At 45.9% G+C, this 12158-nt stretch carries 13 protein-coding genes; 1 reads left to right on the top strand and 12 read right to left on the bottom strand.

What is annotated here, in order from left to right; genetic code table 11:
- Positions 1-5 precede the first annotated feature (5 nt).
- The 12 genes from S2091_RS10225 to S2091_RS10170 all read right to left on the bottom strand — a co-directional run bounded on the left by S2091_RS10225 (position 6) and on the right by S2091_RS10170 (position 10326).
- The gene (locus S2091_RS10225; protein ID WP_105531711.1) at positions 6-269 is read right to left on the bottom strand and encodes a DUF493 family protein; all 264 of its coding nucleotides are present in this window, start codon (positions 267-269) and stop codon (positions 6-8) included.
- Entirely contained in the window at positions 266-1111 is an 846-nt protein-coding gene (locus S2091_RS10220) for a D-amino acid aminotransferase (protein ID WP_105531710.1), read from the bottom strand. Before S2091_RS10220 ends, S2091_RS10225 begins: the two co-directional genes overlap by 4 nt.
- Positions 1112-1275: 164 nt before the next feature.
- A complete protein-coding gene (locus S2091_RS10215) occupies positions 1276-2100 on the bottom strand; it encodes a DUF3300 domain-containing protein (protein WP_105531709.1) in 825 nt (274 codons plus the stop codon).
- Positions 2101-2392: 292 nt separating this feature from the next.
- Positions 2393-2650 carry a BTH_I0359 family protein gene (locus S2091_RS10210; RefSeq protein ID WP_105531708.1) on the bottom strand — a complete coding sequence of 86 codons (258 nt, stop codon included), beginning with the start codon at positions 2648-2650 and terminating at the stop codon, positions 2393-2395.
- A gap of 170 nt (positions 2651-2820) precedes the next feature.
- Positions 2821-3201 (bottom strand): GTPase, encoded by a 381-nt coding sequence (locus S2091_RS10205; RefSeq protein ID WP_207769677.1) that lies wholly within the window; start codon positions 3199-3201, stop codon positions 2821-2823.
- Positions 3202-3208: 7 nt separating this feature from the next.
- Positions 3209-3955 carry a response regulator gene (locus S2091_RS10200; RefSeq protein ID WP_105531707.1) on the bottom strand — a complete coding sequence of 249 codons (747 nt, stop codon included), beginning with the start codon at positions 3953-3955 and terminating at the stop codon, positions 3209-3211.
- Between the two features lie 56 nt (positions 3956-4011).
- Positions 4012-6342 carry a sensor histidine kinase gene (locus S2091_RS10195; RefSeq protein WP_105531706.1) on the bottom strand — a complete coding sequence of 777 codons (2331 nt, stop codon included), beginning with the start codon at positions 6340-6342 and terminating at the stop codon, positions 4012-4014.
- Entirely contained in the window at positions 6339-6908 is a 570-nt protein-coding gene (locus S2091_RS10190; RefSeq protein WP_243405389.1) for a DUF4390 domain-containing protein, read from the bottom strand. Before S2091_RS10190 ends, S2091_RS10195 begins: the two co-directional genes overlap by 4 nt.
- A gap of 174 nt (positions 6909-7082) precedes the next feature.
- Positions 7083-8435 carry a 16S rRNA (cytosine(967)-C(5))-methyltransferase RsmB gene (gene rsmB / locus S2091_RS10185; protein WP_105531705.1) on the bottom strand — a complete coding sequence of 451 codons (1353 nt, stop codon included), beginning with the start codon at positions 8433-8435 and terminating at the stop codon, positions 7083-7085.
- A gap of 63 nt (positions 8436-8498) precedes the next feature.
- A complete protein-coding gene (locus tag S2091_RS10180; protein ID WP_105531704.1) occupies positions 8499-9335 on the bottom strand; it encodes an alpha/beta hydrolase in 837 nt (278 codons plus the stop codon).
- Positions 9335-9682: a DUF1840 domain-containing protein gene (locus S2091_RS10175; protein ID WP_105531703.1), complete on the bottom strand. Its 348-nt coding sequence runs from the start codon at positions 9680-9682 to the stop codon at positions 9335-9337. The genes S2091_RS10180 and S2091_RS10175 overlap by 1 nt, the downstream gene beginning before the upstream one ends.
- A 131-nt stretch (positions 9683-9813) precedes the next feature.
- A complete protein-coding gene (locus S2091_RS10170) occupies positions 9814-10326 on the bottom strand; it encodes a hypothetical protein (protein ID WP_105531702.1) in 513 nt (170 codons plus the stop codon).
- A gap of 384 nt (positions 10327-10710) precedes the next feature.
- Here S2091_RS10170 and S2091_RS10165 point away from each other — a divergent pair, with 384 nt between their 5' ends.
- Entirely contained in the window at positions 10711-12147 is a 1437-nt protein-coding gene (locus tag S2091_RS10165) for a catalase (RefSeq protein ID WP_105531701.1), read from the top strand.
- Positions 12148-12158: the final 11 nt, after the last annotated feature.

Here is a 12158-nt window from a genome sequence, read left to right as displayed (position 1 = left end):
GCGAATTACAAAACAACTTTCACCATGGGGTGACCGGATAAAGCGCGGTATAAATTGTCGAGTTGTTCACGGCTAGTGGCGCGTACCGTGACGGTAATCGCCAAATAAGTACCTTTGGCCGATGGACGCATTTCCATTTTTGCGGCGTCAAAATCAGGATCATGCAATAACACTAACTCGAACATGGTTTGCGCAAACGACTCATGCATCGCACCCATGATTTTGATGGGGAAGTCGCTCGGGTATTCTATTAAACTATCTTCACTCATTGTTTTTTCGCTATTTGGTAAGCAGTATAAAGTGCTGTGTAGATGGGGCCGGGTTGGCCAGTGCCAATGATGTTGCCATCAATGGATACCACCGGTAAAACTTCTTTAGTGGCAGATGATAATAGTATTTCATCGGCAGCAAAGACTTCAGAACGTGTAATTTTACGCGCAACAAGCGTAATTTGCAGATCCTGGCACATTTCTTCAATTAAACCATAACGTATCCCCTCCAAAATCAGATTATCTTTAGGCGGTGCCGTGAGTACGCCATCTTTGACGACCCATACGTTAGATGCGGATGCTTCGGTTAAAAAGCCATCCCTAAACTGGATGGTTTCGGTGGCCTCATTTTCTACCGCGTATTGTGCCGCCAATATATTTCCTAGTAGCGAAATAGATTTAATTTCACAATGCAACCAACGTTTATCTTCCATGCTGATGCAAGCCACTCCTTTGGCACGTGCCGCCATGCTGGGCGATGCGAGTGGATTGGTCATGATGAATACGGTTGGCGTCACGTCAACAGGAAATGCATGGGTGCGTTTTGCGACGCCACGGGTAACTTGTAGATACACCATTTGGTCATCGGCAGGATGAGCGTTAATCACTTGCTCAATGAGATTAATCCAGGCTGATTCAGTATACGGGTTCGTAATACGAATGGCGGCCAGGCTGCGAAACAAGCGCGCTAAATGCTGCTCTGCACGGAACATCTTACGCGCATAAACAGGAATGACTTCGTAAATGCCATCACCAAAAATAAAGCCACGATCTAATACAGGAATTTTGGCTTCAGAAAGAGGCGTCAGTACGCCATTTAAATACACTAATGAGTCTTGCATGATGAGGTGATTTTGCAGGGATTGAGATACTATTTTTACATAATTTCCCTCATCACTTTATGCAAAGAAAGTATGGCCTCGAATTCTCAATATTGCTTGGACGCGTATTAGCAGGATTTGGGGGGGGCATCACGCGGATCGCCAGGCTGAAAACCTAGACGTGACTAACGTGTTTGTATTCCGATTTTTGTTTGAGTCGGCGGACGATTGTTGCGCCAGTTTTGCCCACCGGATGGGCGATTAGCATAATCATGAATATTGGTGGCTACGTGGTTGTTAATATGTCCGTCACGCCAATTGGTGTACCACCCAGAGCCAACTGCTGCCCCCCATGTAAAGCCAAAGGAAAAGCGGCCGCCAATTGGGTAAGGATAATAATAAGAGGGGTACGGTGTTGGGTAATAGCTCCAAACGTAAGGCGTTGGGGAATAAACGATGACGCGTGCCGGTTGATACATCGGCACATAGATCACTTCCGGATTGATAGGCACGATGGTGATGATTTTGTTGTCAACCGCGACGACCTGTTTGGCATCGCTTTTTAAATTGCCTACGGATTCAGCCTGGCGACGGAATGATTGAATCGCTGCAAGAGCCCCTGTTTCATCCGCATCAACGGCATCACCTAATGCCTGGGTCCAATCCAAGTCGTCGTTCATCAGCCTGATGATGTCGGGATAATTGAGTAACTTAACCACAGGGTCCGCCATTGATGGGTCCGGCATTAAGCTATTGTCCATCCTAAATTTATCCAAAAAACGTTGCGCTTTTACAACATCAAGCGGGTACGTTGAGGCGGGTAATGTGATGGCGATCAAGTCGTCAGGGTAAAGCGCGATGCGCCCAACCAAGGTTTCAAGCTGTTGCGGTGAATAAGCGGCAGTGTTATTGCTTGGTATCGCTTGCGCTAAAGCGAACGTGCTGCTCAAAAATCCGATAACTAAGAGGCTGAATACGGCGAATCGACGGGAACTAAAAATCGACATCATTTAAGTGCTCCAATGCAATAAAGATTAAATCGCGTGTAAATTTGAGTTTAGCTGGAAATAGTTAATAACCTGTAGTGCTTACGCAAAATGTAATTGAATGTACTGAATAATCAACGAAGTGTTGGATGTTGCTGTGCAGACGATTGATTGAAGCGCCGAAGTGTAGAGATACAGTTTGGTAGCTGCTTAATGTTATTAATTAAGGGGGATTAATTAGGGCGACTAATCCACTACAAAACTGCGGGAGAGTGGTCGTTATCTCCGCAGTTTGTTAGAGAAGGATTAAAGAACGTTAGTGAACAGTAACGATTTGCAGCATGTAAGGGTCGTATTGACCCAAAAAATCATCTACTTCCTCTAAACTAGGGTCTGAGGCGATGAGATCCGAAACATCTTTGCGGAAGGTGACAGCTTGCATACCTCCCATGAAAAATTCACGCTTTACCGCTTTGTCGGTAATTTCATAACCGCCATAGCGCAACGCTTCATTGTCATCATCAGCGCCAAATTCTACGACGCTGTACTGCTCGCTGTTATAAATGAGGTTCATTGTGATTCCTTTGCTCAAGACCAGGTTAAAGTGAAAGATGGTGTTTGACCAGGGGATTTCAAGTGACAATCTACCTCTTACGACTTACGACATACTCCTTGTTCCAGTATAAGTGATAACGGCTAAACTCACAGGGTTGTTGACTGCAGCTAACAATCTGTAACAATTCTCTAGGAGTTGATTGAGTTTAGGTTAAGCTCAGTGCTTAATTCAAGTATTTTTTTATAACTGGGCGTAGTTAAGAAGAGCTTTACCTGTTCAAGATGCTCTGCTGTGGAGAGGCTTAAGAACAGTTGATGAGGATTTTGCTGGATCAGGCGATTCAAATAAACCCGCATGATCATATTGTTACCGCAACAAAGACAACCTGAGGCAATACGGGAAATGATGGTGTTGGTATCAGATAATAACGTGGTTTTACCGTCTGCCAATCCTTCTAATAGAACCGCTGATTTTTTGAAATCAGGCTCTGAGGAAGTAGCGAGTGCGTTCGTTATCGCTACTTCACGTTCAAAAGCTGTTCCACCTATCACTAAGATAGTTTTGATCATTCCACAATCAATTGTGTCGTTTGGATGATTTTAATGATTCAACACCAAGCTGTTTTAATTTGCGATACAGGTGCGTGCGTTCTAAGCCAGTACGCTCGGCAACACGTGTCATGCTGCCACCTTCGCGTTGCAAATGGTATTCAAAATAAATACGCTCAAAAGAATCCCGGGCTTCACGCAAAGGCAAATCGAAAGAAAATTGCGAGAGCGGGTTGAGAGGCATGGGCGCAGGTGCCAAGCGTGCGTCAAAACTGCCGCCGACAACATGGTGAGTGCCAATTTGCGTAGTTTGGATGCTGCTATTACCGTAACTGGCTTGATGCGAAACGACCATGCCGGCATCGGTGGTTAAAGCCATGCGGTTCGGCAATGAGCCGCGTTGTGGTTCCGTCGTTTTAGTTAGGCCTTGCTGAACTGCCTTTAGCAATTTTTGTAAAGAAATTGGCTTTTCTAAAAAGTTCAGCGCACCGATACGAGTGGCTTCAACCGCCGTATCAATGGTGGCATGACCAGACATCATAATGACCGGCATAGTTAGCAGGCCGTCACGCTGCCATTCTTTTAATAATGTTACGCCGTCGGTGTCCGGCATCCAAATATCGAGTAAAACCAAATCAGGACGGGACAATCCGCGAAGTTCGCGAGCTTGTTGGGCATTTTCAGCGGATTGCACAACATGACCCTCGTCTCCCAATATTTCGGAGAGTAATTCACGTATTCCCATTTCATCATCAACGACGAGAATATTTGCCATTATTTGTTGCCTTTCATTTGCAATCCTGTCTCATGAACCTGAACACTGCAGGTTGATCAATTATTAGGTGCTAACTTTAACAGTAAAATCGCTACTTTTGCACCATTTCCATCAGTTCGGTTTTTAATATCGACACGTCCGCCGTGTTCTTCTAATATTTTCTTTACTACCGCCAAACCTAAACCGGTTCCACGTGGTTTTGAAGTGGCATAGGGCTCAAACGCACGGGCTAAAATTTTACTGCTAAAACCTACGCCATTATCAATAATTGATAAGCTTGCCGCGCTTTGTATTTCCCCTTCAGAATTATTGTAATGTACAACTTCGGTAATTACATCAATTTGTCGGTCTGGGGAATTGCCATGCTGTTCATTGACGGAATCTTGAGCATTTTGCAAAAGATTATGAATAACCTGTCTTAGTTGCGTCGCATCACCCATGATGGTCGGCAAGTCTGTGGATAATTTCATGCGTATGACATCGGCGCCATCACCGCCAATATACAGATTCATGACCTCATCAATCAAGCCATTTAGGTTCAATGGGGTTAAATGAGCCGGTGGAGTTCGCGCATAATCGCGGAAATCGTCCACCATGCGTTTCATGGAGCTCACCTGATTCACAATCGTAGCGGTACTTTTACTTAATATTGCCGCATCAGCTACATTCAGTTTATCGTGCAGTTTCATTTGCAGGCGTTCTGCGGAAAGCTGAATTGGGGTAAGCGGATTTTTAATTTCATGCGCTAAACGACGCCCTACTTCACCCCATGCAATGGAGCGTTGGGCGGAAATAATATTAGTAATATCATCAAACACAACGACATTACCCGTGCCGGAAGAAACCGGTAAATGTGATCCGCGTGCCAGCAGCGTGATGGTTTGATTATTATTGGCCATTTCGCCAAAATCAAAACCGGAATCCTGTTCGCCAGTAAGGTGGCGCGGCAGTTCTATTTGCTGTTGCCAGTGCTGATCGGCATTGTCGCCAGCGGCGGATTGTGCATTGTGTTCAGAAAAAGCTTTAGCAATGGCGTGCGCAAACGTACTCAGGCCAGGGATTTCAATAAGTGGCTGGCCGATGTAATTTTCTAATGGTAATTGCAAAATACGCTCAACCGACTCATTGCACGTGACCAGATGAAAACTGCGATCCAATACCATCACGCCGGCAGACATATTGGCTAATACCGATTCTAAATAGGCTTTGGCATTTTGCAGTTCACTACGATTTTTTTCAACAGTAGCGCGCGCATCAAACAGTTGATGCGTCATGATATTAAATGACTTGGTCAGGCTGCCGAGCTCATCGGAACTGGCGATGATAGGCCTCGGTGACAGATTTCCTTGCGTCACCGCTTTGGTACCTTCTGCCAATAATAAAATCGGTTTTATCAGGTCGGTGGCAAGTAAAAAAGCGCTCACAATCGACGCAAAAATAGCCAGCAATAAGGTCAGCGTGAGCGTGGCAATATAAATTTTCCGCAAAATAGTACGCCCAGCAGCCAATTCCTGATATTTACTTCTGGCCGACGCTAACTTGTCGGTGTTGATGCGAATAGATTCAGGGATAGGTTGAATGAGCTGTAAATATTGCGGATCTTCATGCAAAGAAAGGCTGTCTTGGTTGTTGGGAATTAACACTAAAACGCGCAGCCGAATGCCGGTTTGTTGGGTGGCTTTTGGTGTGAGCTCATTCCCGCCGTCGCCGTCCATACTCCCGTCAGGACTCGTTTCGTTGCCGCCTTCATAGTCGGAAAATTCCCGGTTATTACGTGCCTGACGCAACATCGCCTGTGTTGGCATGTCGGGCAATAAAGAACTGAACTGACCGCCGGTACTGCTAACAAGCTGGCCCCGGCCGGTGACGATGGTGGCTTCAAGTTGTTGGTTTTGCTCAAATAACCGTGACAGTTGAATAACCCGGTTTGATCCTGATAAATCGGCTAATTCTTGTGCTGAGCGGTGTGCCCGGATGGTTAATTCACTGAGCGAGTTGTCTAGTGCACTGCGTCCTAAATTAAGGCCGGCATCAATCGCGTTTTCAACACGCGCATCAAAACCGGATTCGATCGAACGTGACACAAATTGAATCGATACTGCATAGATTAAGGCGCCGGGTACGATAGCCAAGGTCGCAAATAAAATTACTAGCCGGGTGAGTAAGCGAGTGCCGAACTCTTTCTTTTTATAGCGGCGATACAGTCGTGTGAGTAGTAAAACAATGAGTGCCAGGAGAGCAATCGCGACCAGGCTATTTAAGCCAAATAGCCAAATGTAGTTCTTTTCAAAAACGGCGGTTTGATCAGAAAGAGAGGCGATTAAAAATAGAAAAATGCCCGTTACTGCCGCGCCAACAACGAATAAATACCTTAAAAGACGGGTCACTTTTCATCAGCCTTGAAGGTCATCCGTTTCCAATCGGAAGAGAGGCGCCAGTCACTGTTATTGAGTGCATTAAATTGAAACGGTTTAGGTAATTGGTTGGTATCTAAGCGGCTACGTACTGCGATGTTGTAAGTGGCACCGCGGCTGAGGCTGGTTTTTTCCGCAACCATCCAGCGGCTTGGGTGGCGTACTAACGACAGCGCTTCATCGAGGTCTTTGTAGTTTTGCGCAAAGTTGCCATTAACCGAAGCGCGATATTGACGGGTGACCACGTTGTAGGAAATGCGCACGGTCTGTTCATTGGTAATCGTCTTCTCATCGAACCAATACCATCTTGGTCGTGTGATTTCTACCTCAGTCACAAAATACAAGGGAATGCCACTGGTAATAACATTTTCCAATTCATGCGTTAATTCAAAGTTAAAACTGGCAGCGAGTCGATAACTGTCATCGCTCGATTCAATCCTGGCGTAAGAAATTTCAATACTGCTTGCATGTGCAGAAGGCTGCCCAAAAAGTAGGCAACTGAGCATGGAAAACAGTAGCAAGTGAATGAGTCGTTGCATTTTGTTTGGCTGAAACGCTTTAAAGATTAAGGGACTTACGCAAAACCGCTCCAGCGGCGTTACACCAGTTGTACTGCCATCGTCGGCGTGCCTTGCCGGAACAATTTTGTGTAAGTCCTAGATTAAATAAAAATGGATACCGTCGGCGTGATCAAAAGAACCAATTACAACAATTTATTCTTTTTGAAATAAGGCATAGAATAAACCGTCATGATCAGAGTCTGCCGTCGCTGTTGGTAGCATCTGCCCAGGCGCCGTTAAGCGTTTAGCTTGATGGCGATGTGCAAACGCGGCAGCTTGTGCTTCTGATTCTTGTGGCCACACCGAACAGGTAACAAGTAATAATTTACCATTAGGCTTGGTCATCATCCAAAGATTGTCGAGAATTCGCGCTGAAAGTGTGGCAAGTTGTGCAGAATCGACCTTGCGTCGTAACCAGCGGATATCGGGATGACGCCGCACAATGCCGGAAGCGGTACACGGAAGATCGGCAATGACCCGGTCAAATTGTTGACCATCCCACCAATCTGTTTTAGTTGCATCGCCGACGATTAACTTTGCTTTGAGCTGCAATCGATCTAAATTCTCGGTGATTCTAGTGACGCGTTTTGGATCAGAATCTAAAGCCAGCAAATTGATATTTGCGGTTTCCAGCAAGTGACCAGTTTTACCGCCCGGTGCCGCGCAGGCATCTAACACACGCATACCGTCTTGCAGATCAAGTAAGGGCGCAGCCAATTGGGCAGCAGCGTCTTGTACCGACACTAAGCCATCCATGAAGCCGGGAATTTGTTGTACTGGAAGTGCTTGTTCCAAGCGCACTGCAAAGTCGCCGATGGATTTTGCTGGCATTCCATTTTCTTGCAACAGGGATAAATAGGTCGACATGGAAGTTTTATGCTGATTAATTCGCAGCGTGAGTGGCGGCGTTAAATTGCCTGCAGTGAGGATTGCTTGCCAGTCGTTAGGGTAAGCTGTTTTGCATGAATCTATCCACCATTGTGGATAATTCCATCGTGCTGGTGGCAATTTCATTACCGTGTCTAGCAACTCTTTGCGCTCACGTAAAAAACGCCGTAATAAGGCGTTCACCATATTTTTAGCGTGTGCAATATCGGGATGTGCCGCTGCTGCATTCACAGCCTGGTCAACTACCGTAAATTCGGCATACGGATGTACGGATTTATCTTCTTCTACAATTAACGCTAAACAACAACACAGCAAGCTGTATAGCAATGCCGGTTCTGGCGCTTTGGTTGTCATGGCACTGATCAACGCATCAACGCGGCCGACTTGGCGCATTGTTCGATAAGATAAATCCTGTATGGCACCGCGATTTGCTGGCGCAACATTGGAACTAGTAAATATCTTGCTGAGTGCTTGCGGTAAAGCCAGACCGTTTAATACCAGAGAAATAGCTTGTGAAGCGCCGATCAGGCTGTACGACAGCGAGTCTGATTTTAAATCGAGATCGGATAATAACGGCGCAGCTTGGGGAAATTTAGGTGGCTTAGGTAGTTTAGTCATCTTATTCTTATAAAAAAACGAATGCAGCGGTTGATGGCTTGGAGCGGCTATGTGCAGTCAATATTACGTACTAAAATGACGCGCGGCTAACCAAGTTTGTAAATCATGAAATACATCTGCTGCTCCGACTTCATTAAAAATTTCATGGTAAAAGTCTGTATAAAAATGTGCCGTACCGAGGTTACTTGGCAGACTTTCAAAAAAATCATGGCTGCCTTGCGGGTCAACCAGTTGATCGGCTTCAGCTACTAATAAAAGCGTAGGAATGTCGAGTATCGGTGCGCGGGTTTGCGCAAATTCGATGGCTGCGAACATGCCATTTAATAAGCTGGCCGTGATTTTTTTATGTACCAAAGGATCATTTTCATACGCAGTCATCACCGCCGGATCATGTGATAACAGTGCCGGCTTCAATCCGTTTGAAATAGCAAAATGCGGCGCAATTGAGCTCATTACACTCAGAAGGATTTTTTCTATTTTTGACAGGCGCAGAGCCAATGCCGGTGAAGATAAAATCAAACCGCTTAATGGAATGTTGGCTGCAGTAGCAACACGAGCGGCAAATAAACCACCCATGCTGTGTCCCAATAATATCGGACGAGTCTGGCAATGCTGCGCAAACTCGTTAATGATGATTTCAGCGTCATGCACAATCGCTAAAAGATCAGGAATATCGCCACGCGCGCCAGTCGATTGACCATGACCGCGGTGGTCATAAGTGCGTACCGAAAAGCCGCATGAATTTAAAAATGCTGCAACATGGTTGTAACGCCCGCAGTGCTCGCCAAGTCCGTGCAAAATAACAATGCAGGACTGCGTTTCACCTTCTATGAGCCAATCGCGTATGAATAACTCGGTACCATCAGCCATACTTAAACGTGACTCGTGGGCGCCTACCATTACACGCCCCAGACTATTTCACTACCTTGAGCATTTGCTGCGCGTAACATTTGTAAAAATGGAAATGCGCGGGAAGCGAAGCTGACGTTTTCAACGCGCTCATGCACATGGTCGCCGTTTTCACTAGGTTGTGGATGCGCTGTGATGTCATGTTGTACGAATTCAGTTACTGAATGGGCACGGCTGTCGGCGATGGCTGCTTCAATAGTGGCAATAGCGGTGGTTGTGTCGGTATGCATAATAATGCCGCGTTCAACATCTTTATCTAACAATTCTAAAATGCGCTGTGCATGTTCCTTGTACATGACGATGTCAGGGGAGGCCTTGCATTTAAACGTGATTAACATGGAAATCTTTCTTAACTAAAATAAAAGGTTAAACAGAAACGGGAAGAGTGTTGCACAGCAAAATAAAAAATTCAAATATAAATAGCGCTAAAAAAAGTGCCTTTTGTCAGATGAATGTTGTCTTTGCCGTATTAAATTGGTTTAAAAGAGCTGAGGAAGGTATCAACAGCATCTTTATTAATCGCCTTTTCTGGCCCAACGACCACTACTTGAAACACCCAGACATCGCGTGCCACTAAACGTCCCACCATACGGGTTGTTGTAGTCGTGCTAATTGCATCGAAATCGGTGTTAATGGTTAGTTTACTCTCGCTAGTATTGGCCGAGGTTTTTTCGTGCGTAATTGTTCCGGAAATATTTTTTAGTAGTGCTATTTTTATATTGGTCAGTGCAGTTTGGGCTTGCGCTGCATCGGGCAGTTTAACTGCGCCAACGGCAAAACTAACGCCATCAATTTGCGCCCCTGTCATGTGCATGGTGACGGTTTGTTGTCCCAGTTGAATCTCGCGGCTTAATAACGCCGGCTTGGCTGGCATTAACACGGTATAAGGTGATTCTCCGCCCCGCACATCGCGCCAATCAAACTTGGGCGAACAGGCAGTAATTGACAGCGCTAGCAAGAAAGCGATAGTTAATTTAAGCACAAAATACTCGTGAAAATAAGGTAAGCGCTATTGTAGACTAGCCGATGGCGTAAGTTCGGTTTGGCGTTGAAATAATCGTATTGCTAAGGTAACAGCAAGTAAGCGTGTCGTTTCTTAAGGTATTTTGATCGGCCTATGATTTTTCTTTACTTGATTCGACAGCGACTCGTCTATGTGTTGATGGATCGTTTCAGTGATTTTCCTTGCTCGATCAATGTCAAAATAAATCAAAAACAAGTAATCAATTATTAAAAACTATCAAAACAATAGCAAAAAAATATTGGTAAAGAGCTTCTTCAGCAAGTAAGCTTAGCTTTGCCTGATCGTATTCAGACAGGTTTTGTACTCGTACACCGAGCTTAAGTTAACACCCAAAGGAGCAATATGACTGACAAAAAACTCACTACCGCCGCTGGTGCGCCGGTTCCCGATAACCAAAACACCATGACTGCCGGAGCACGTGGCCCCGTGTTGTTGCAAGATGTCTGGATGTTGGAAAAGCTGGCGCATTTTAATCGCGAAGTGATACCGGAACGGCGTATGCATGCCAAGGGTTCCGGCGCTTATGGCAGTTTTACGGTCACGAATGACATCAGTAAATATACCCGCGCCAAACTATTTTCTAGCGTAGGCAAAAAAACCGATTTATTTGCTCGCTTTACTACGGTAGCTGGTGAGCGTGGTGCGGCCGATGCCGAACGCGATATTCGCGGCTTTTCAGTCAAGTTTTATACCGAAGAAGGTAACTGGGATTTGGTCGGTAACAATACGCCGGTTTTCTTTTTGCGTGATGCTCTTAAATTCCCCGATTTAAATCACGCCGTCAAACGTGATCCACGCACTAATCTGCGCAGTGCCACTAATAACTGGGATTTTTGGACTTCGTTACCGGAAGCCCTGCATCAAGTCACTATCGTAATGAGTGACCGCGGCTTGCCTGCCACCTATCGTCACATGCATGGTTTTGGTTCGCATACATTTAGCTTTATCAATGCGCAAAACGAACGTTCTTGGGTCAAATTTCATTTCCGCTCAGAACAAGGCATTAAAAATCTGACCGACGCTGAAGCAGAAAAACTGGTTGGGCAAGATCGCGAAAGTCATCAGCGCGACTTGTTCGATAGTCTTGAAAAAGGTGATTTTCCTAAGTGGACGTTGCTGGTGCAAATCATGCCGGAACAAGACGCGTCTAAAGTGCCGTACAACCCGTTTGACCTGACTAAAGTCTGGCCGCACAAAGATTATCCATTAATCGAAGTTGGTGTAATGGAGCTGAATCGCAATCCGGAAAATTTCTTTGCTGAGGTAGAGCAATCGGCATTTAATCCTGCGGCGGTTGTGCCGGGTATTAGTTTTTCACCCGACAAAATGTTGCAGGCGCGTTTGTTTGCCTATGGCGACGCCCAACGTTACCGGTTGGGAGTAAATCACCATCAGATTCCGGTCAATGCGCCGCGCTGCCCGGTACATAGTTATCACCGCGACGGTGCCATGCGTGTGGATAACAATCACGGCGGCACAATTGGATACGAGCCGAACAGTTACGGCCAATGGCAGGAGCAACCCGATTTCCGTGAGCCACCGTTGTCCGTTGAAGGCGCGGCCGACCATTGGAACCACCGCGTGGATGCCGATTATTATTCACAACCAGGTGCGTTGTTCCGTTTGATGTCGTCAGCGCAGCAGCAAGTGCTGTTTGAAAATACCGCTCGCTCGCTAGGTGATGCGCCGTTGGCAATCAAGCAGCGCCATGTGGACAATTGCAGTAAAGCTGATCCGGCATATGGCGTTGGAGTGGCAAAGGCCTTGGGTTTGAAATAGTTAGCGGGGCG

This window comes from Solimicrobium silvestre (assembly GCF_002976435.1).
Classification (GTDB): domain Bacteria; phylum Pseudomonadota; class Gammaproteobacteria; order Burkholderiales; family Burkholderiaceae_D; genus Solimicrobium; species Solimicrobium silvestre.
The sequence above is the reverse complement of the archived record's forward strand: the minus strand, read 5'-3'. Positions and strand labels throughout refer to the sequence as shown.

Bases quoted from the DNA above. Each gene is read 5' to 3' on its own strand.
- S2091_RS10225 (WP_105531711.1), bottom strand. From the start codon at position 269: ATGAGTGAAGATAGTTTAATAGAATACCCGAGCGACTTCCCCATCAAA.
- S2091_RS10220 (WP_105531710.1), bottom strand. From the start codon at position 1,111: ATGCAAGACTCATTAGTGTATTTAAATGGCGTACTGACGCCTCTTTCT.
- S2091_RS10215 (WP_105531709.1), bottom strand. From the start codon at position 2,100: ATGATGTCGATTTTTAGTTCCCGTCGATTCGCCGTATTCAGCCTCTTA.
- S2091_RS10210 (WP_105531708.1), bottom strand. From the start codon at position 2,650: ATGAACCTCATTTATAACAGCGAGCAGTACAGCGTCGTAGAATTTGGC.
- S2091_RS10205 (WP_207769677.1), bottom strand. From the start codon at position 3,201: ATGATCAAAACTATCTTAGTGATAGGTGGAACAGCTTTTGAACGTGAA.
- S2091_RS10200 (WP_105531707.1), bottom strand. From the start codon at position 3,955: ATGGCAAATATTCTCGTCGTTGATGATGAAATGGGAATACGTGAATTA.
- S2091_RS10190 (WP_243405389.1), bottom strand. From the start codon at position 6,908: ATGCAACGACTCATTCACTTGCTACTGTTTTCCATGCTCAGTTGCCTA.
- rsmB (WP_105531705.1), bottom strand. From the start codon at position 8,435: ATGACTAAACTACCTAAGCCACCTAAATTTCCCCAAGCTGCGCCGTTA.
- S2091_RS10180 (WP_105531704.1), bottom strand. From the start codon at position 9,335: ATGGTAGGCGCCCACGAGTCACGTTTAAGTATGGCTGATGGTACCGAG.
- S2091_RS10175 (WP_105531703.1), bottom strand. From the start codon at position 9,682: ATGTTAATCACGTTTAAATGCAAGGCCTCCCCTGACATCGTCATGTAC.
- S2091_RS10165 (WP_105531701.1), top strand. From the start codon at position 10,711: ATGACTGACAAAAAACTCACTACCGCCGCTGGTGCGCCGGTTCCCGAT.